At 56.0% G+C, this 18664-nt stretch carries 19 protein-coding genes; 13 read left to right on the forward strand and 6 right to left on the reverse strand.

What is annotated here, in order from left to right; all coding sequences use genetic code 11:
- Positions 1-8: 8 nt before the first annotated feature.
- The 4 genes from HP15_RS17435 (at position 9) to HP15_RS17450 (ending at position 3173) form a co-directional block, all read left to right on the forward strand.
- Positions 9-500 (forward strand): Fur family transcriptional regulator, encoded by a 492-nt coding sequence (locus HP15_RS17435; RefSeq protein ID WP_014578678.1) that lies wholly within the window; start codon positions 9-11, stop codon positions 498-500.
- Positions 493-1260, forward strand: a complete 768-nt coding sequence (znuC, locus tag HP15_RS17440) for a zinc ABC transporter ATP-binding protein ZnuC (protein WP_014578679.1) — start codon at positions 493-495, stop codon at positions 1258-1260. The genes HP15_RS17435 and znuC overlap by 8 nt, the downstream gene beginning before the upstream one ends.
- Positions 1247-2059, forward strand: coding sequence for a zinc ABC transporter permease subunit ZnuB (gene znuB / locus HP15_RS17445; RefSeq protein WP_008172766.1), 813 nt, complete (start codon positions 1247-1249; stop codon positions 2057-2059). Before znuC ends, znuB begins: the two co-directional genes overlap by 14 nt.
- A 91-nt stretch (positions 2060-2150) precedes the next feature.
- On the forward strand, positions 2151-3173 hold the full coding sequence (locus tag HP15_RS17450; RefSeq protein ID WP_008172765.1) for a PAS domain-containing protein: 1023 nt from the start codon (positions 2151-2153) through the stop codon (positions 3171-3173).
- Here HP15_RS17450 and HP15_RS17455 read toward each other — a convergent pair.
- Together HP15_RS17455 and HP15_RS17460 are read right to left on the reverse strand one after the other, a co-directional pair.
- Positions 3155-3403 (reverse strand): CDGSH iron-sulfur domain-containing protein, encoded by a 249-nt coding sequence (locus HP15_RS17455; protein ID WP_014578680.1) that lies wholly within the window; start codon positions 3401-3403, stop codon positions 3155-3157. The genes HP15_RS17450 and HP15_RS17455 overlap by 19 nt on opposite strands.
- 63 nt (positions 3404-3466) lie before the next feature.
- On the reverse strand, positions 3467-4549 hold the full coding sequence (locus tag HP15_RS17460) for a patatin-like phospholipase family protein (protein WP_041645747.1): 1083 nt from the start codon (positions 4547-4549) through the stop codon (positions 3467-3469).
- Positions 4550-4744: 195 nt separating this feature from the next.
- On the opposite strand from HP15_RS17460, the gene HP15_RS17465 reads away from it, so the two are divergent.
- The gene (locus tag HP15_RS17465; RefSeq protein WP_014578682.1) at positions 4745-5812 is read left to right on the forward strand and encodes a GGDEF domain-containing protein; all 1068 of its coding nucleotides are present in this window, start codon (positions 4745-4747) and stop codon (positions 5810-5812) included.
- A 19-nt stretch (positions 5813-5831) separates the two neighbouring features.
- Here the strand turns inward: HP15_RS17465 and HP15_RS17470 are convergent, their stop codons facing one another.
- Positions 5832-6752, reverse strand: coding sequence for an alpha/beta fold hydrolase (locus tag HP15_RS17470; protein WP_041645750.1), 921 nt, complete (start codon positions 6750-6752; stop codon positions 5832-5834).
- A gap of 196 nt (positions 6753-6948) precedes the next feature.
- Between HP15_RS17470 and folE the strand changes: the two genes are divergently transcribed.
- From folE to HP15_RS17500, 6 genes are all read left to right on the forward strand, one after another.
- Positions 6949-7518 (forward strand): GTP cyclohydrolase I FolE, encoded by a 570-nt coding sequence (gene folE / locus HP15_RS17475; protein ID WP_008172758.1) that lies wholly within the window; start codon positions 6949-6951, stop codon positions 7516-7518.
- A 24-nt stretch (positions 7519-7542) separates the two neighbouring features.
- Complete coding sequence (gene folX, locus HP15_RS17480; RefSeq protein WP_014578684.1) at positions 7543-7917, forward strand: dihydroneopterin triphosphate 2'-epimerase; 375 nt, start codon at positions 7543-7545, stop codon at positions 7915-7917.
- Positions 7918-7940: 23 nt separating this feature from the next.
- Positions 7941-8378, forward strand: coding sequence for a CoA-binding protein (locus tag HP15_RS17485; RefSeq protein WP_014578685.1), 438 nt, complete (start codon positions 7941-7943; stop codon positions 8376-8378).
- A gap of 106 nt (positions 8379-8484) precedes the next feature.
- A complete protein-coding gene (locus tag HP15_RS17490) occupies positions 8485-9801 on the forward strand; it encodes an HD-GYP domain-containing protein (RefSeq protein WP_049784500.1) in 1317 nt (438 codons plus the stop codon).
- Between the two features lie 97 nt (positions 9802-9898).
- The gene (locus HP15_RS17495) at positions 9899-12124 is read left to right on the forward strand and encodes a putative bifunctional diguanylate cyclase/phosphodiesterase (protein WP_014578687.1); all 2226 of its coding nucleotides are present in this window, start codon (positions 9899-9901) and stop codon (positions 12122-12124) included.
- 50 nt (positions 12125-12174) lie between these two features.
- Positions 12175-12486 carry a hypothetical protein gene (locus HP15_RS17500; protein WP_014578688.1) on the forward strand — a complete coding sequence of 104 codons (312 nt, stop codon included), beginning with the start codon at positions 12175-12177 and terminating at the stop codon, positions 12484-12486.
- 185 nt (positions 12487-12671) lie between these two features.
- On the opposite strand, the gene HP15_RS17505 is transcribed toward HP15_RS17500, so the two are convergent.
- Positions 12672-13250, reverse strand: coding sequence for a hypothetical protein (locus HP15_RS17505; protein WP_041645758.1), 579 nt, complete (start codon positions 13248-13250; stop codon positions 12672-12674).
- Positions 13251-13904: 654 nt separating this feature from the next.
- On the opposite strand from HP15_RS17505, the gene HP15_RS17510 reads away from it, so the two are divergent.
- Both HP15_RS17510 and HP15_RS17515 read left to right on the forward strand, forming a co-directional pair.
- Complete coding sequence (locus tag HP15_RS17510; RefSeq protein ID WP_227499794.1) at positions 13905-14441, forward strand: RNA polymerase sigma factor; 537 nt, start codon at positions 13905-13907, stop codon at positions 14439-14441.
- 461 nt (positions 14442-14902) lie between these two features.
- Complete coding sequence (locus tag HP15_RS17515; RefSeq protein WP_014578692.1) at positions 14903-16579, forward strand: methyl-accepting chemotaxis protein; 1677 nt, start codon at positions 14903-14905, stop codon at positions 16577-16579.
- Between the two features lie 64 nt (positions 16580-16643).
- Here the strand turns inward: HP15_RS17515 and HP15_RS17520 are convergent, their stop codons facing one another.
- Together HP15_RS17520 and codB are read right to left on the reverse strand one after the other, a co-directional pair.
- Entirely contained in the window at positions 16644-17333 is a 690-nt protein-coding gene (locus tag HP15_RS17520; RefSeq protein WP_041645762.1) for a DUF1989 domain-containing protein, read from the reverse strand.
- A gap of 8 nt (positions 17334-17341) precedes the next feature.
- Positions 17342-18643, reverse strand: coding sequence for a cytosine permease (gene codB / locus HP15_RS17525; protein ID WP_049784501.1), 1302 nt, complete (start codon positions 18641-18643; stop codon positions 17342-17344).
- Positions 18644-18664: the final 21 nt, after the last annotated feature.

Raw genomic sequence — 18664 nt, forward strand, 5'->3', positions numbered from 1 at the left:
TTGCGACCATGTCTGCCCGTGCTATTCCCTACCGGCCTCACAACCACGATGCCTGTGTCAGTCAGGCCCTGACTGACGCCCGGACCATTTGCCAGCGGCAGAATGCCCGACTGACGCCCATTCGGGAACGGGTTCTGGAGCTGATCTGGCAATCCCACAAGCCGCTGGGCGCCTACGATGTGCTAGCGGAGCTGTCGTCCGATGGTCATAACGCTGCGCCGCCCACCGTTTACCGCGCACTGGATTTCCTTCAGCAGCATGGGCTGGTGCACCGCATCGCGTCGCTCAACGCCTTTATCGGCTGTACCCACGCGGGTGAAAGCCACACCGGCATGTTTTTGATCTGTCGCGCCTGCGGCAATGTGCTCGAACTGACCGCTCCAGAGGTGTCAACAGAGGTTCGTAAAGCCGCATCCGGCGAAGGCTTCCGGGCCGAGACCACGACGCTTGAAATTGCCGGCCTTTGCCCCCGATGCCAGTCGGAGCCCGGCCATGACTGATCCTCTGGTCAATCTGGAGAACCTCACTGTCCGGTTTGACGAACGCCCCGTGGTTGATCAGGTCAACCTGAAGATTCACCGTGGCGACATCATCACCATCATTGGTCCAAACGGGGCAGGCAAGACGACACTGATCAAGGCCGTACTCGGCATCCAGAAAGTGTCTGAGGGCCAGGTGTCCCTGAAAAAGAACCTGGTGATCGGGTACGTCCCGCAACATCTTACGCTGGAGGCCACACTGCCCCTGAGCGTCAAACGGTTCATGCTGCTCAGCGGCCGGTCGCTCTCGGAATGTGAGTCTGCCCTTACCCGCACCGGCGTCGGACACCTGCTGCATGCCTCCGTGCACCACCTCTCCGGGGGAGAGAAGCAGAGGCTGTTGCTGGCCCGGGCCCTGGCCCGCAAACCGGACCTTCTGGTCCTTGATGAGCCCGCCCAGGGCGTCGACATCAATGGCCAGGCGTCATTGTACGATCTGATACGCCAGCTGAGGGATGACCTGAACTGCGGTGTTATCATGATCTCCCACGACCTGCACCTGGTCATGGCAGCAACCGACAAGGTTATCTGCCTGAACCAGCATGTCTGCTGCAGCGGTTACCCTGAGGACATCTCCCACGACCCGGCTTTCATCGAAACATTCGGTCGCCCCGTGGCAGAGTCCCTCGCGGTCTATCACCATCACCACAACCACAGCCACGATCTGCACGGGGATGTTGTCGAGGGCAGACACACGGAATGTGACCATGCCCATCATTGACGCGATTCTGGACGATTTCTTCTGGCGCGCCCTGATCGGCGGACTCGGCGTGGCCCTGGTAGCCGGGCCATTGGGCTGTTTCGTGGTCTGGCGACGAATGGCCTATTTTGGCGATACCCTGGCACACTCGGCCTTGCTCGGCATCGCCCTGAGCTTCCTGATCAGCGTACCGCTGAACCTTGGTGTGATCATCACCTGTGTGGTGCTGGCCATGGCACTGGTACTCCTGTCACGGACCCGGACTCTGGCAACCGATACCCTGCTGGGCATACTGGCCCACAGCGCCCTGGCCATAGGGCTGGTAACCCTGAGCTTCATGCCGGATGTCCGTGTCGATCTGACCGGCCTTCTGTTCGGGGATCTGCTGGCCATGAGCCGTGAAGACCTGCTGTGGATCTACGGCGGCGCGGCACTGATCATTATCCTCCTTGCCGTGCTCTGGCAGGGGTTGCTGATGAGCACGATTCACGAAGAACTCGCCCGGGTGGAGGGTGTTGCCGTAGAGCGGCTTCGCCTGGTTCTGATGCTGATGTTCTCACTGGTCATCGCGGTAGCCATGAAAATCGTCGGCGTGCTGCTGATTACCGCACTGCTGATCATTCCTGCGGCAACCGCCAGGCGCCTGGCCCACAATCCGGAAATCATGGCAGCCATGGCCGTCGGATTCGGGTTTGTCGCGGTGAGCGGCGGTCTGAGTCTGTCCTGGCACCTGGACACACCGGCCGGCCCTTCCGTTGTTGTCACGGCTTTTGCCGTATTCCTGCTGGTCTACGGCGCAGCTGGCAAAGTCCGGACCTGAGCATTTCCCTCTCTTCACGAGCTGGACTAGAGTATAGGAGTAACGTCGGTCTGTTCTGAGGGTACAGACCCAGCCGCAAAGGACGCCCGGCATGGAAAGCTCGACTCCAGCCCGTTTCCGCAGACCGGTCTTATGGCCAGGAATCTGGATTCCCCTGCTTCTGGTCGCCGCCGGTCTGCTGGTAACCGGAATTACTGCAAACATTGAAGCGCGTCGGGCCATGGCGCTTGCCGAAGCGCGATATCACGCCCAGCATCAGGCCCTGGTGAATCATCTGCTGGCCAACGTTCCGGACCAGTCGATGGTGGGCGACCACAACCAACCCGTGTCGGCCTGGCTCCAGGCCTTGTTCAGTGACACCCTGCCGGATTCTCTCGGACTGCGCATCGACACCCTCGAACGACATACCAAGATGCCGCTGTTGGAACTGGGCACCAACGGTTCGGTGGACCCGACACGGGCGCTGCGTACCGAAGTTTCGCCAATGGATCAGAACTGGATACTCACGACCGTACCGTCGCCAGAGGGACTTGAAGCGGTCGCCCAAGCCTCCCGACGAACCGTCTGGATCGCCGGTGCAGCCCTGTCGGTGTTCGCGGCCGCCCTCACCCTGGTGCTGAACCGACGGCTACACCGGCAAACACTTCACATTCGTGGTCTGGAACAGAGAGAAATTGGTGCTGACCATCAGATCGCCAACTTTCAGGTCGAAAAATCGATACTTCGGCGGGCACTGAACGATAGTGAGCAACGGAGCCGGGATCTGGTGGCCCTGTCCGGTGCGGTCATATGGGAACTGGACGAAAGAGGCAGGATCGGTTTTGTTTCACCGCAAATCGCCGAACTTCTGGACCAGGCACCCGCTGACCTGGTCAACCAGCCCCTGGAGGAACTTGTTGCACCGGCGTCCCGGGACAATTTCCGGCGAGCTCTCGCGGCCGCCCGCAGTGACAGTTCCATTGAACGCGTTGACCTTTCCCTGGTCCATCGTGACCAGGAGACGGAGATTCCAGTAGTACTCAGGGTTCGGGCACTGAAAGACCCGGTTCACGGCCTCTCGGGCTTCAGGGTGAGCACCCTGCAGCGAATGGCGCTCTACTCGAGCGCTTTGTGACTGCCATCGCAGAGAGGGGCGTTACCGGTTTGCTTGCACCCGCAGAACCACACCCACTCTTTCTTCTCCGCCTCGTATTTGATCGGGGTTATCCCGGTCCCCTTGTGGGAACCGTCACAGAATGGCTGGCTACCACTGCGGCCACAGGCACACCAGAAGTAGTTCTTGCCCGCCTCAACCATCACAGAGAACGGTGTCTTGCTGGCGACCACCGGTTTTTCATTCGACATAACATATCCCCCGATTCGTGACTTTACTGCACCAGTATAGTCACTCTTTCGGAAGCCCTGTGTTCAGAGCGGCCTGATGACATCGGGCAGGCGCCGGGTTTCGGTGAGTTCCATAAACTCATCGCCAAGGCGATCACTCTCGGCAATCGCCGAACGCCAGGCCCGTTCCCGGCCGGCATCGTCACCGGCATAGCGTTCGAAATCCTTCCGGTCCGGGAGCTTGCGGTCAGGCAGGGACTCCAGATAGCTTCTTGATGGCGCAACCAGCAGCACGTCCTGCAACCGGGAGGCGTCGCCCCGCCGCCAGGGCAGGGACTTGTCGAACCAGCCGGGAACCACCTTATCGGTGAAATGCGGGTAGAGCACCACGCCAGGCTGCTGGTAAGGCAGATCCAGGTGGTAGTCCAGCAAACCACCGTCTCGATAGACACCCTCGGGCGCGCCGGGGATATTGCGGACACCGGACATCACCAGGGGGATAGATGCGGAAGCCAGGAGAGCAGGCAACAGGTTATCCCGGTTAAACGCAACCTCGTGGCTGGGAAAATCCACCAGTTTGGACACAGGCGCTTTCAGGCGGGCGTCATGGATGATGCCCCGCTCCATGAACCTGCCCAGATGACGACGACTGACCATGTTGGCGCTGATCGCGCCCATAAGGCCGAGCCCCAGCCGGCCCCGGGCGTCTTCCGCCAGCATGCCAAGGCTGCGAACGACCACAACGTTCAGTCGGTACCATGGGTGGTTCAGAATGGCTTCTTCCCGCCCACCGAGCAGCTCTTCCAGAAACAACACGCTCTTGCGGCTCACTTCCGCAGCGCTGACACCCTTGGCAAAGCGTTGTGCGGTATAAAGTTCCGCCAGCCGGGCAAGCTGGGCTTTCGGGTCATCGGAGGAAGCCACGGCGGCAAAACGCCAGCTGCCGATCGACGAGCCGATCAATGATCGCTCCTGCGGAACCCTTGGCAACCAGTCACCGAAAATGGCTTTATCCAGGCCACTTATTCCCAGAGCCTTGGGGCCACCGGCAGCACCCGGAATGACATGCACATCCTCGGGCGACAGCGGCGTTTCCCTGAGGCGCTGCATAGCGCGCCGGCCTGCCCGGATCGTCAGAGCCGGTTCTCGGATGTGAATAGCAGTCATAGGATGGTCCCTGGGCGTGTCCCTGAATCAGTCCCGCGGAGTTTAACGAAGTGGACAAGGCGCGGCCAACTGAACAAAACTAATGGTGGTCATAAACGGCGCTATCTGCTTCATTAAATGAACGGCCATGCTAGACTTCAAGACTGTCCCGGCACCGGACGCGGGCGGATACGACTCAAACAGCGGGAGTATGCTGTGAATTTTTCGGTACCACCCTCCACCCTTGCCACCAACCCGACACTCGCGGTGCTGGGGTTCAAGCGCCAGTTGGTCTATCACCTGCATTTCTGGGCATTTATCGCCGTAGCGCCCCTGGTTCTGGTGCAATGGCAGCAATCCCATTATCTGCTTTCCGCGGTACTGGTCCTGTTCTGCACGAACGCCCTTCTGGTTATCGCATTCCTGAGGTTCCGGGGCACCTACTTCCTCAAAGGCCGTCTGTTTCCACTGCTCGCCGTGGTCAGTGCCGCCTACTCGACACACATCAATGGCCATGCCGGCCTGTACTGGGCCTACCCGGCTGCCACGGCCCTGTTCTTTTTACTTCCGCTCAGGGAGGCGATTGGAAGCAACATTGTTTTCGTTGTTGTTATGGCCGTCGTGTCCTTTTTACGATTTCCCGAGGCCGACTTCTGGCGGATAACCTTTTCGCTGGGTCTCACGTGCCTGTTTGCCATGATTTTCGCCTGGCTGGTGGGCAAGCTTCAGCAGGAACTCACGCGACTGGCAACCACCGATCCCCTGACCGGCTGTCTGAACCGTTCGCAACTGGCTGACATCCTCAACGGTCAGATTCAGATGCGGGAGCGGTATGAGCGGGTCTCCAGCCTGATTCTGCTGGACCTTGACTACTTCAAGACGATCAACGATCAGTGGGGTCATCTGGCCGGCGACAAGGTGCTCACGGAAATGGCACTGCGCCTGAGATCCCGCCTGCGCGAGAGCGATCAGCTGTTCCGGATTGGTGGTGAGGAGTTCATGATCGTTCTGCCGGAAACCCGCCAGAAAGATGCCGATGTGCTGGCGAATCAGCTTTTGACCAGCATCAGCGCACGGCCATTCCTGGAAGATATCAAGGTAACCGCCAGTGCCAGTGTCGCCGAGGTCAGCAAGGGTGAGACCTGGTCAGTCTGGCTGAACCGGGCAGACCAGGCGCTTTACGAAGCAAAATCCCGGGGTCGCAACCAGGTCGTCAACGCGGCCCGGCCGCTACCGGTTGTAGGCCGGGGTGCCGAGGATATGCCCGATTCCGCATCGGGCTAAGGAAAGCCCGCCCCGGGGGTTATCCCTCGCAGCGCTTGCGAAACTCCCGATAGGCACTGAAAACTTCCCAGGGGCACTCCAGATGGGGGTAGTGCCCGATATTCCTGAGGGTGACCACATCACCATCGGGCATCAGTTCCCTGTAGCGTCTGGCCATGCCGGCACCCGAGACCGGATCGGCGGTACCCGAAATCAATCGCATCGGCTGCGTTGCCTTCTGCAGCGCGCCAACCCACCGGTTGCGGTGACAGCGTCGTTCTTCCATGAACTGGATCAGATGATGCAGGATGCCCCGGCCGTTGTTATAGGTCAGCAGGTGCCAGAAATCCTCCATATCCTGTCGATCGGGCGGATTCTGGCTTCCGAATAACCGGCGGAAGTTTCGCTCGAAACTGCGTCGGGTCAGGCCTCGGCTGATCAGCCCGCCAAAGGGGCTCCCCAGCAGCTTCTGAATAAGCAGGGGATTGTGGACCTCGGGGAAAAGGGCGCCGTTGAGGAAACACACACTCGCAATCCGGAATGGCAGCAGGTCCTCTTGCTCCCTCGCCAGAAGCTCCTGGGCAACACTGCACCCGTAGTCATGAACCAGAAGGTGTACGGACGGCAGACCCAGACCCTCAATCCAGCCCTGAAACAGATCCGCCTGGTCTTCAATGCTGTAATCGTAATCGGCGGGTTTATCGGAAAAGCCAAAGCCCAGCATGTCCAGGGCCAGCACGTTGTGCTGCTGAATCAGCATCGGCCAGAGTCGATTCCAGTCCCAGCTGGCAGTGGGAAATCCATGGATCAGCACCAGCGGTTCTCCCGAGCCTGCCATCCGGCTGAAGATGGCATGTCCCTCGAAACTGAACCACTTACCTCCATGTTGCCACCCTTCTAGGGTGCCTTCCTCGCGCCCCGCGGCGGAAACCCCACCAACGGTCGGCATCACCTCATCCATGCATTGTCCCCGACGAACATTGATAGCCTGAAACTGTAGAACAAACCGGCCGTCACTGCCATAGCCCCACCGCCCATACCACTGGGCGTGGCGGCCAAAGTGGTCTTTTCCGACGATGCCTGCGTAAAGCGTAGAGATGGCGGGCAAATTGCCTTAAGCTTTGGCCCTCGTAAGACACTGCTAACCGGAAAAGACTATGAGTAAACTCCTTGACGACCTCTCAGGGCACTTCCGTGCCATCATCGATGGCCTGGGCGAAGACCCGGATCGCGAGGGTCTGCAAGACACTCCAATGCGCGCGGCCAAGGCCATGCAGTTCCTCACGTGCGGGTACCAGCAGGACCTTGGCGACCTGGTGAACAATGCGGTATTCGAATCGGCCATGGATGAAATGGTCGTGGTTCAGGATATCGAACTCTACAGCATGTGCGAGCACCATATGCTGCCGTTCATCGGCAAGTGCCACATTGCCTACCTGCCCGCAGGCAAGGTACTGGGCTTGTCCAAGTTTGCCCGCATCGTCGACATGTACGCCCGCCGTCTGCAGATCCAGGAAAACCTGACCCGACAGATTGCCGAAGCCGTTGAGAGCGTCACGGGCGCCAAGGGCGTGGCCGTTGTCATCGAAGCCCAGCACATGTGCATGATGATGCGGGGCGTGGAGAAACAGAATTCCCGCATGAAAACCTCGATGATGCTGGGGCAGTTCCGCAAATCCCAGGCGACCCGCACAGAGTTTCTGACGCTGATCAGTAACAATCGCTGAACTATCTGACCCGAGGGAGGGCGCATGACAGACGTCAACGGGAATCACCTGGCAAAAGTCCGCATCAAGGACCTTCTTCTCAGGGCCTACATCGGCATCAAGGAAGAAGAAATCAATAATCAGCAGGACGTGTTGATCAACGTTGCGCTGACTTATGATGCGACGGAAGCCGTAAACCAGAATGAAATCTCCGCTGCCCTCAACTATCGAACCATCACGAAGCAGATCATTCACCATGTGGATGGCAATCGCTTCGCTCTGCTCGAGCGTCTGACCCACGAGGTCCTGACCATCGTCATGGAGCATGAAGCGGTAAAGTGGGCCGAGGTGGAAATCGACAAGCCTCACGCGCTACGCTACGCGGAGTCCGTGTCTGTCTGTCTGCAGGCACACCGTTAATCCAGCGAGGTTTCGCCAGCATCATGCCCAGTACCAGCCCGGAACAGTTGCGTGACATCCTGACCACTGTTAGGACCATCGCCCTTGTCGGCGCGAGTGAAAAGACCAGCCGGCCTTCCCATGAGGTCATGGAGTACCTGCAGTCCCAGGGCTACCGAATCCTGCCGGTCAATCCCCGCCTGGCCGGTCAGACCGTGCTCGGTGAAACGGTATACGCCGACCTCCGAAGCCTTCCCGAACCGGTGGACATGGTTGACCTGTTCCTGGCGCCGGAGCGCACCGATGCAATTATCGACCAGGCCATCGATCTGAAAATCCCCGTGGTCTGGCTCCAGATTGGCGTCATCAACCATGAAGGGGCGGCGCGAGCGGAAGCCTCGGGGCTGACCGTGGTGATGGACCGTTGCCCCAAGCAGGAAATTCCCCGGCTGGGGATTACCAGAGTTTCCGGACACGCCTGAAACCTGACCTGAATCAGGAACTGCGTCACACTTCCAGCACTCTTCTGTAACCGGTCTGTCAGGTCTGACATAATCACCGGACATAAAACAGAAGACTGGTAGAGCCATGTGGTTCCGACGTAAATCCAGCAAACAGCACCGACATTCCGTCTCGGCGCCGTCGGCGCTCGCAACTCATTCGGACTCCCCTGTTTCGACTCTCCAGCGGGTGCGCTTACCGGTGGACCTTCTCCAGCCTGGCATGCGCGTCGTGAGCCTGGACCGGCCCTGGACCCAGGTGCCGGTTCTGTTTCAGGGCTTCACCCTGACTGATGACAACCAGGCGCAGATTCTGCGGCAGTACTGTGAGTGGGTTCTGGTGGAAGATGAAGAATCACACCTGAACCCGGTGCTCGATCAGATCTCGCTACTCAAGCGTCGCACCAGCGAACCGCTGCCGGAAACCTGCTCTCTCCAGCAGGAACTCCCAAGGGCACACGCAACCTGGAGCCGGACCCAGGCCTTTGTGGAAGAAGTCACCCGACAGATTGAAGCCGGCAATGACCTCAACCTCCAGAGCGCCCGCCCCATCATCCGGGAGTGCGTGGACAGCGTGAAAGCCAACGCAAGCGCCATGTTCTGGATGAGCCGGATAAAGTCCCGGGATGCCTACACCGCAGAGCATTGCCTCAGGGTGGCTATATTCTGTGTCGCCTTTGCCCGCTTCCTGGGCATGCCGGACGACGACCTGGAGACCGTGGGCATGTGCGGTCTGCTGCACGACCTTGGCAAACTCAGGGTTCCCGACGAGATCCTCAATAAACCCGGCGCGTTGACGCCGGAAGAGCACAGCATCATGCGCCAGCACACAACGCTGGGTTACGAGTTGCTTCGTGCTGATGCCAATCTGGATCCGATTATCAGCGATGTCTCCCGTCACCACCATGAACGCATGGATGGTCGCGGCTATCCTGAACAGCTGGCGGAATGGCAGATCAGCCGTTTCGCCCGTCTGGTTTCCATCGTCGACGCCTTCGATGCCATCACCAGCGACCGGTGTTACCGGGATGGGCTACCGGCCTCCGAAGCCATTCGCATCCTGTTCCGTAACCGCGGCCAACAGTTCGACGCTTCCATGGTGGAAGCCTTCATACGGATGATTGGCGTGTATCCGCCCGGAAGCCTGGTCGAGCTGTCGACGGGAGAAGTGGCCATCGTCCTGGCGACCCACCCCCGGCGCAAGCTGAAACCAAAGGTGGAGGTGCTGCTCAATGGCGACAAGCAGCCAGTCACCCCGCGTATCATCGACCTGGGAGGCACGGGCTCGGAACCTGACGAGGGTTCTCCGGAAATTGCACGGCCAGTGTCCGACGGCGCCTTTGGGGTCTCGCTTCGGGACCGAATCAAGCAACTGATGGCGGTGGCCGATAGAAATGCTTCATAATTGCGCTGGCGCTGCCGACTGCCCGGCACCACCGTTTCAAGTCACGGAGTAACCTGTGGAACAACCTGTATCACCCCCCAAAGCTGTTGTCTCGGGCATGCTGAACCCGCTGTTTCCGGTGGTGATCTTTCTGGTTTTCCTGGGTCTGGCAGCCGGCCTGCGCTACGGGCTGGTACAGCAGGACAAACGTCAGATAGAAGCAAACCTGGCCAATGAAGCCCGGGCCATGGCCAACCACCTCGAGCGGGAATTTCTGATTCATGCCGAAGCAATCCGGCGCATGGCTGAAAGACTCGAGACAGCTCCGGACATCACCGAACAGGAGTGGCGCCAGGACGCCCGCAACTATCTGGACGATTTCGGGGTTTACCAGGCTATTGAATGGATTGATTCTGATTTCGTTATCCGCTGGCTGGAGCCATTCACCGATAACGAGGAGGTCATTGGATACAACGTTGCCTTCAACGAGGAACGACGCCAGGCGCTGGAGCTGGCGAAGCAGACCGGCACCTGGGATCTCTCCGGTGTCATCAATTTGCGCCAGGGCGGCAAGGGCATGGTGATCTACGCGCCCGTCGGAGCAGGCCCTGAAAACAATGGTTTCATGGCCGGCGTGTTCAGGATGGAAGTACTGGCCCGCCAACTCCTCACCGAACGGGTTCTGGAATCGTTCCGGATCGAGATCCGCGAAGCCGGCGAAGTGAGCTACCAACTGAACGTGTCAGAGCCTGTCAGCAGCGAATTTTCGCAACGCCAGTCCGTGAATCTGCCAACGCTGGACTGGACCCTGACACTTCGCCCGTCTGTCGAGTGGGTGGAGAACCAATACAGCGACTGGCCGGCCCTGACCTTTACCACGTTCCTGTTGATGGGCCTTCTCACCAGCCTGACCACGTTACTGGTACAGCTGATTCTGAAACGCAATCAGGCCCTGCTGAAGACCCGCCGGGAACTGGATCAGGAAATCGAACAGCGCACTGCGATCCAGAAGGATCTGGCGCGGCTGGAATCCACCGACACCCTCACTGGTCTGGCCAACCGTCGGTTCTTCATGGAAGACCTGTCTCACACCCTGAACATTGCGGATCGCCAGATGCGCCAGGTTGCCCTGGTTATGCTCGACCTCGACCGGTTCCAGACGCTGAATGACTCGCTTGGCCACCAGTTCGGGGATGAGCTGCTGATCAAGGTGTCCGAGCGGCTCAACCGTTTGAGTAACGAACGTCTGCTGGTGGCCTACTCCGGAGGCGATGAGTTCATGTTCTGCCAGCAGCAGGTAGACGACATTGACGACATCATTCACCTGCTGGGCCAGATCAAACAGTGCTTTGACCAGCCCTACGAGGTTCAGGGCCAGTCCCACAGCATTACCGGCACCATGGGCGTGGCGGTGTATCCCCAGAGCGGTCTGGACGCAGATACGCTGTTGCGCAATGCCGACATTGCCCTGTATCGCGCCAAGGAGCAGGGCCGGAATACCTACCAGTTCTATACCGAAGGCATGCAGGAACGGGAAGTCATGCGCCTGGAGCTGGACAAAGATCTCAGCCAGGCCCTGGCCAACAACGAATTCGTGCTCTTCTACCAGCCTCAATTGAATCTGGACACCGGTGAAATCCAGAGTGTTGAAGCGCTGATACGCTGGCGCCATCCCCGCCGGGGGCTGCTGCCTCCCGTGGAATTCATCCCTCTGGCTGAGGAGAGCGGCCGGATCACCGATATCGGGCGCTGGGTAGTGATGGCCGCCTGTCGGCAGCTGGCAGCATGGAAAGGGACGCCACAGGATGGCCTGCGCATTGCGGTCAATCTCTCGGGCCGGGAGCTGGACGACGAGGATCTGGTGGATCATATCCGGGAAGCGCTGGCCGCAGAGAATGTCCCGGCGGATCGTCTGGAGGTTGAGCTGACCGAGGAGATCTTCATCCAGAATATCGAGCACAATCGCAATCAGCTCTCCCGTCTGCATCAGCTGGGAGTGAACCTGGCGATCGATGACTTTGGTGTCGGTTATTCGTCTCTCGGCTACCTGCGGGATTTCCCGGTCGACCTGCTGAAGATCGACCGCTCGTTCATCACGGAGGTCACCGAACGCCACGACGATGCCGTCATTACCCGGGCGGTAATCAATCTGGCGCATAATCTGGGTATTCAGGTGGTTGCCGAGGGCGTGGAAACCGAGGAGCAACTGAGCTTCCTTAAGAACCAACGCTGCAACTTCGCCCAGGGTTACCTGATCAGCCGGCCGATCCCGGTCGATGATCTTGAGAAGGCGCTGGCCTCCGGCGTTCTGGTGGCAGGTATCACCGCCGATTCCGGATTGTAATTCCCCCCGGCCGTCCCCAAGATACGGGTAAATCCTCCAGGTGAGATTCTATGGCTGCGCAATACCTGACACCGGAACAGGACGACAAGATTCGCCAGTGGGAACGCTGGAACCGGAACTATTTTATTTTTGCCTTTGTGGCGCTGACCATCATTCTGGTGTTCAGCAGCCAGCTGGGCTTGTCCAGCGATGAAAGCTGGGGCCCCCTGGGTGTTCTGATCGCCGCCCTGATTACGCCGATCATAGTTCTGCAGCTCAAGCTGGCGTGCCCGGCCTGTGGCCACAAGATTGGCTGGCAGGCAAAGCTTATGGCGCCGGATCAATGCAAGACCTGCGGTACGTTTTTGCGTTCCCGGGATTAATAGGCCTTCTGTGAACCCCATCACTCTGAAAAAGGAGCAAGGCTTGACGGATGACTGGCTTCGCAGAGTGACTGGGGAAAACCCTCCGCTCTAGTCCTAATTCAGAATCTCAGGCCCGTTGCTCAGGACTTTACGATACGAGTTCTCGGAATCTGCTGGAGTCCACGTCCCGGTTAGATGCTTTGCTATATACTTTTTGCTACAGCAGCGTAGCTAGCCAATGCATTAGCTCTTGATACAGAAGGCGGCGATGTAAAGAAAAGCTCACCATTCTCAAAAGAACGTTTCATTTCCCCATCTTCCATAGAAGAAGTCATATCCTCATATTCCCTATGAAACCAGTCAGGCACTTTTTGAGAGTTGATCATGATTTGATGTTTGTTCAATGTGACACTGCTGCCTGCAAATGAAGCACCGCTGTCTTCAGCAGCTTGCGAAAAAGCTTCTTGGAACGCCTTTCCGGCGGCCACTACACTATCATCTGAAATCAAAAGGCCCTTTGCCGACCATTCTTGCATCGTGTCTATGCCAAGAGCCATTCTACCCAGCGTATAGGTCCCAATCTCCCCAGTTACGCTTATTAACCCGCCATTTAGTGGCTTTCCCGAGGTAAGGGATTTAGCCTCTTTGCTGATTCGCACAGTGCCCTCAGGAGGCTCCTCTTTCGGCAAATTATTGCCGCCTGTTGCGGCAGGCTTTGTACTATTTCCCGTAAAACCAGTCTGATTTATCGCAGACAAATAACCTGTATTGTTCGATATCATGTTTATTGCTCCTCCCATTTCTCGGGGTAGCAATATCAATGCCGCTTTCCCGCTGAATCACAGCAGTCCTCGCCTGCAATACAATAATCACCGGTGGCGACACCGCCTGGTAGAAACGCCTTTGGATTTCAGATGGTTATAACGCGATCAATGAGTTCGATTTTCAACGGACAGATTGAAGAGGCCGTGCGACATGAGAAGCCATGGGCCGATGTTCATGCGAAGAGAGTTTCGCGGGGTCTGCTTAATCACGCAGTAAGAGCTTTTCTGCACCGCGTCTGGCAAGAGTCTCGTTTAAGGTGCCCTCATAATTAGGAAGGGAATTTGCGATCAGGTCGCGCCCCCGCCCCTGTTCATCCAATGCGATAACTGTGCTTTAGCCCGCCAATCGACCAAAACAATAAACGCAGCCAAACACCATTAGTTGACTATTGCATTCAGTAACCATTTAAACCAAAATATTAACACGTCGGGCGTTTGTGTCCCCTCGTTTCACTGGCAGTCCCGTGGCAGAGGTTTTTCAACAAGGTCGAGCGGAGCAGAACACATTGAAGCCATTGCATCTATCGAGGATCGAGAATGATTTCGTCAAATTCATCACGACCCAAAACTGCGTTTCCAGTACCGAAGTCGGAAACTGAGCTTGTGGAAGAAATGAAAGAGGGCAGACCAGAGGCTTTTGCGGAGGCGTATAAACGCTACCAACCCTCAATGGCTCGCATAGCCAGAAGGCTGTTGGATCGCAGCCTTGCAGAAGATGTCGCCCATGAAGCCTGGTTGGCGGCACTCCAGAGGATTAAAGGGTTTGAGGGTCGGTCGACGCTTCAAACGTGGCTGTGCCGAATTACCTTAAACGTGGCATTCAATGCGCTCCGCAAAAGTAAACTAGAGGTCCAGTTAACACCACATTCTCATGATTTGATGGAAGAGCAAAACCTTGATCTGGCACCCGCCCAGTCTTTGCCATTAAGTGAGCCGGAGATGGCAACTCATTTAGCAAGGGTCCGAAGCCGTGTAGACGTGCAGCTAAAAAAGATGAGTCGTACTAAGGCCAATGCTCTATACCTCACAGGTACGTCCTCAATGAATGGCAATCAAATCTCCGAGATTTTCTCTATTTCGCACTCAAATTTGAGGGTTATCCTGCATAGAGCAAGGGCAGATTTGAGCAAGACTATTAGCGTTAACTAGAAAGACAAACCTCTTTAACACAATAGAGTGATATCACTACGCTCGATCACGGTGACCTGCTCGGGACGGTCTGTGCTGAGACGAACACACCGCTCCAACTCCACACTCTCCAGAACTCCACCGGAGTGACTAACCTGTCACTCGGTGGAGAGCCCCGCCGAACCGCCCATTCGATACCAAGACCTTTTCTTCAAAAAAACGCAAGTTGTTGTACCAGCTGTTTTCCGGATTCTTAAAGGACATTCGTTTCTCGCAAGACCCAAAAATGATTTCGTGAGCACATCCCGCTTTTGGTTCCGGTCAAAACCTAATACGTAAAATAGACACCTTTTGACTATTGGTCACTTTAGTCGTTTTACTGGTATTATCCCGTTAGTTATGACACTAACTAGTGATGACAGTCACCGGTTACCACCCGGTGAATTAGGTTTGCCAACGGATCCCATCAGGTTTAAGAAACAATGAAACGAATTTCCGATCTGAAAGTCAGCACCAAGATAACCTTGTCGGTCGCCTTACCTTTGCTAATTCTCTCAGGACTACTCACCTACATAGGCGTGACTCGGCTCATCGAATACAGCGAGGAGGGGTTGGATTCTCTCGAAATCGAGCTTGTAGAGGCTAGAAAGGCAGGTCTCCAGCAGCTTGTTGAAGCTGTCACAAGCGCAGCAATGGAGCTAAAGAATGAAAGCCCTGGATCTGTCGAAGAGCAGCAAAGACGTGTTATTGATTTTCTGAAATCAGTTAGCTTTGGTGATCAGAACTACGTCTTTGCGTACAACCGCAAACTGGAGTACATGACGGTGCATGGAGACCCGTCGAAAGATGGCGTCACCGAGGATAGGCAAGTCAAACAGCTTCTTAAAGACCTCTTTAAAGCCGCCGAAGACAGCGGTTTTCACTACTTCGAATGGGGAAATCCCGCCACCGGAAACATTGAGCCTAAAGTCGCCTACGTGAGGCTCATTCCCGGATGGGATTGGATGCTCGGAGCAGGCGTCTATATGAAAGATATTTCTGAGCAGGTAGAGACATCCGCGCAGAAAAGCCAAGCGACTATCGAATCAGTGATCTGGAACATGATTGCGATCTCCTTGGTGGCTTTCGCCGGGTTCGCAATTCTCGGCTATATCGTTTCAAGGACAGTAACAAAGCCCTTGCATCAGACAGTAAAGCTTATGGAAGAAATTGCTGTTGGGGACGGGGATCTGGGTTCTCGTCTCCCCGATACCCGTCAAGATGAGTTGGGAGAAATGGCCCACTGGTTCAATCTGTTTGTAGATAAAATAAAAAACGTCGTCATCGATGTCTCCGAGACATCCCGATTGCTCAAAGATGACACGGACCTGCTTGATGAAAACGTCCATGAAACCCGGCGCTCCATAAATATCCAAGAACAGGATACAGACCAGGTTGCGGTTTCTCTGAGCGAGCTAGCAACGACGACCCAGCAGATTGCTGAGAACTGCAATTTCGCCAACTCCGGCTCGGCGGATGCTGAGAACCTTGTCAAAAATGGAGTGTCGCTTACGTCGTCTTCCATGGAACAAATGGCGGAGCTGAATACCAGCATTTCAGAAAGCGCAAGAAAGATAACGGGTCTCTCAGAGCGCTCCAAAGACATATCTCAAATCTTGGACGTTATTCATTCAGTGAGTGAGCAGACGAATCTTCTCGCCTTGAATGCTGCAATTGAAGCTGCCCGAGCGGGAGAACACGGCAGAGGCTTTGCGGTTGTGGCAGATGAGGTTCGCCAATTGGCCAGCAGGAGTGCCGAATCTGCCGACAGCATTCAGGAGCTATTGGAGCAATTCATTGAAGAGACGAAAGACGCTGCGGTTCAAATGGAACTCATTGAGCAAAAGACAAACCGAACAAATGGCTCAATAAAGAATGCAGAAGAATCGCTCAAAGGCATAGCCGTTTCGGTCGAGAGCATGCATGAGCAAATTACTCAAGTTGCGACAGCTACCGAAGAACAGAGCAGTGTCGCTGAGGAAGTAGCTCAGAACCTGGACCGAATCGTTAACACAACCAAAAACAACAGGGCCAGTATGGAGTCAATCTCGTCAACGAGCGAGAGCGTCAAGGAATTGTCTGAGCGATTGAGAAATCTAGTAGAACAGTTCAAGTTCTGAGTTATCGGTAGAGGCTACAAACACTCCATGTTTGCAGCCTTTACCATCCAACCCTCAACGGGCCTTAACGAACCCTGAAATAGAGGTCATAGATCTCTCTATCGTCACCGTTAACCGGTGTGATGTCCTGAGGGCAAGCAGACATCGCAATGATCAGATCCTCTAATGCCTCAAATTCGATTACATCTTCCGGCTTTGAAATCGGTGCGAGAAACTCGATGGCCCCATCATCATCAAGCCCAACATTCATCCATAAGTTCAGAGGCGATGGAAGATGCGTAGCGGTCTCACCAATCGCAGCAAGCGCCATCCTCAGGTTATCAGTACAGTTATCGTGATAGCCATCAACGCCCAGCCCCTTGTACCGATTGAGATCACAGGAAGCGATTAGCATGTCATGAACACCCGGAGAGGTGTCACTAAGCACCTTCAACACGGGACGCCGCCAGTTCGTGACCAATTCGTCCTGTTCCCTGATCGAGTTCCTTCCCAGATGAGTCCTGCAATGCTCCATCGATAACGATTCATGCAGGTTATCTTCCTTAAACGCCCAGAAATCACAGACCTGGCTCCCGCTTTCATTCCTCAATTCGAGCGTGTTGCCTTTTTTCAGGCGCACGGCCACACCGCAACGAGCCGGAACTCTGTACCATTTTCGCAGGTTGGGAATCCCATCTGGGGAGACTGCGCTAGTCAGAGAATCGTTACTGCCTTCGGCGATCCCCGGAGCAAAACTGAGAAAGTTCTCGTTCATGGTGATTTTTACGCCTCTGCTGATTTCGGAATGGCCCTTTTCGCCACCTTTTCAAGGGCGGCGGTCAGAACTGCATAGCTAACGATGGTCGCTACGATGGCATTCAAAGGTGCGACACTGAAAACGCCCGTGTCTGGCGATGCCACCGAGACGCCAATGGCAATTAACCAGGCGACAATCGCAACGCCGTTGAACATTTGTGGCTTAAAGCTCTCAACGGATGGATAATTTGTTCTGGCACGGAAGAAGAAATCGGCAATGATGATCCCACCGATCGGTGGCAGGGACACGCTCAGGAAACTGAGCCATCCTATGAAGTTGTTGTACAAAAAGTCCGATGCGACCGTACCGAATATGCCAGCAGCCCATACCAGGTGGGATCGCTTCAGGCCGGTAATATTCACCAACCCAAGACCTGACGCGTAGAGTGCGTTGTCGTTGGTTGTCCAGATATTGAGGACGAGCAAAATAATCCCAGCGCCTAACAGGCCTTGTAGAGCCAGAACCTCAGCAATGTCCGAAACCCCTGTGGCGATTGCGCCGACAGCGCCAAAAATGAACATCAGGCTGTTACCGAACACGAAACCGATTGCAGTAGAAAAGACACCGATTCGCTTATTCTTTGAGAAACGCACAAAGTCCGGAGTAAGCGTCGCCCCACTGATGAACGAACCGACGGCGAGTGACATCCCGACCGCAATGGTCATAGACCCGCTGGGCTCCGAGAAAAGGATCGTATCGATGCCTTCGGGCGCGTCAAATATGGCCTTGAAAACGGAAGTGAATCCGAGAATCAGTATGGCAGGAACCGCAATCATGCTGAGCAATTCAATGGCCTTGAAACCTACCGCTACGGTATAGGTCATTGCCAGACCGCCGACCAAGAGAAGAGGAACATAAGGGATGCCCACATACTTGGTAATGGGGGCAGACAACATCGCTATCCCTACACCGAACCATCCGATTTGCGTTATGGCCAGCATGAAGGAGGGAAGCTTCGACCCTTTAACGCCGAAGGAATGCCACAATAAAACGTGCGTTGAGAGGTTGGTTTTAGACGCAGCGAACGCCAGGAGGGAACCGTATATCCCGAGTAGCAGGTTGCCACCAAGAATAACCAGGAGAAGATCGGGCCAAAGACTGAAGTTCTGGCCTAACGTGCCGCCGGTCCACATGCTCGACGCAAAGAATGTGAATCCCAGCATTACCGCTGTCATAGAAATAAAGCCCCTTCTTGCATTGAGAGGGACCGCTGTTAATGCGTAGTCACCATGACTCTCCAGCTCGTCTTTGCTAGTTTGACTGTTCATAGCCTTATCCTTGTAGTTTGA

Source organism: Marinobacter adhaerens HP15 (assembly GCF_000166295.1).
Lineage (GTDB): Bacteria > Pseudomonadota > Gammaproteobacteria > Pseudomonadales > Oleiphilaceae > Marinobacter > Marinobacter adhaerens.

Bases quoted from the DNA above. Each gene is read 5' to 3' on its own strand.
- HP15_RS17485 (WP_014578685.1), top strand. From the start codon at position 7,941: ATGCCCAGTACCAGCCCGGAACAGTTGCGTGACATCCTGACCACTGTT.
- HP15_RS17470 (WP_041645750.1), bottom strand. From the start codon at position 6,752: ATGGATGAGGTGATGCCGACCGTTGGTGGGGTTTCCGCCGCGGGGCGC.
- HP15_RS17435 (WP_014578678.1), top strand. From the start codon at position 9: ATGTCTGCCCGTGCTATTCCCTACCGGCCTCACAACCACGATGCCTGT.
- znuC (WP_014578679.1), top strand. From the start codon at position 493: ATGACTGATCCTCTGGTCAATCTGGAGAACCTCACTGTCCGGTTTGAC.
- HP15_RS17460 (WP_041645747.1), bottom strand. From the start codon at position 4,549: ATGACTGCTATTCACATCCGAGAACCGGCTCTGACGATCCGGGCAGGC.
- HP15_RS17515 (WP_014578692.1), top strand. From the start codon at position 14,903: ATGAAACGAATTTCCGATCTGAAAGTCAGCACCAAGATAACCTTGTCG.
- HP15_RS17455 (WP_014578680.1), bottom strand. From the start codon at position 3,403: ATGTCGAATGAAAAACCGGTGGTCGCCAGCAAGACACCGTTCTCTGTG.
- HP15_RS17510 (WP_227499794.1), top strand. From the start codon at position 13,905: ATGAAAGAGGGCAGACCAGAGGCTTTTGCGGAGGCGTATAAACGCTAC.
- HP15_RS17495 (WP_014578687.1), top strand. From the start codon at position 9,899: ATGCTGAACCCGCTGTTTCCGGTGGTGATCTTTCTGGTTTTCCTGGGT.
- HP15_RS17505 (WP_041645758.1), bottom strand. From the start codon at position 13,250: ATGATATCGAACAATACAGGTTATTTGTCTGCGATAAATCAGACTGGT.
- codB (WP_049784501.1), bottom strand. From the start codon at position 18,643: ATGAACAGTCAAACTAGCAAAGACGAGCTGGAGAGTCATGGTGACTAC.
- HP15_RS17520 (WP_041645762.1), bottom strand. From the start codon at position 17,333: ATGAACGAGAACTTTCTCAGTTTTGCTCCGGGGATCGCCGAAGGCAGT.
- folX (WP_014578684.1), top strand. From the start codon at position 7,543: ATGACAGACGTCAACGGGAATCACCTGGCAAAAGTCCGCATCAAGGAC.
- HP15_RS17490 (WP_049784500.1), top strand. From the start codon at position 8,485: ATGTGGTTCCGACGTAAATCCAGCAAACAGCACCGACATTCCGTCTCG.
- HP15_RS17450 (WP_008172765.1), top strand. From the start codon at position 2,151: ATGGAAAGCTCGACTCCAGCCCGTTTCCGCAGACCGGTCTTATGGCCA.
- HP15_RS17500 (WP_014578688.1), top strand. From the start codon at position 12,175: ATGGCTGCGCAATACCTGACACCGGAACAGGACGACAAGATTCGCCAG.
- folE (WP_008172758.1), top strand. From the start codon at position 6,949: ATGAGTAAACTCCTTGACGACCTCTCAGGGCACTTCCGTGCCATCATC.
- znuB (WP_008172766.1), top strand. From the start codon at position 1,247: ATGCCCATCATTGACGCGATTCTGGACGATTTCTTCTGGCGCGCCCTG.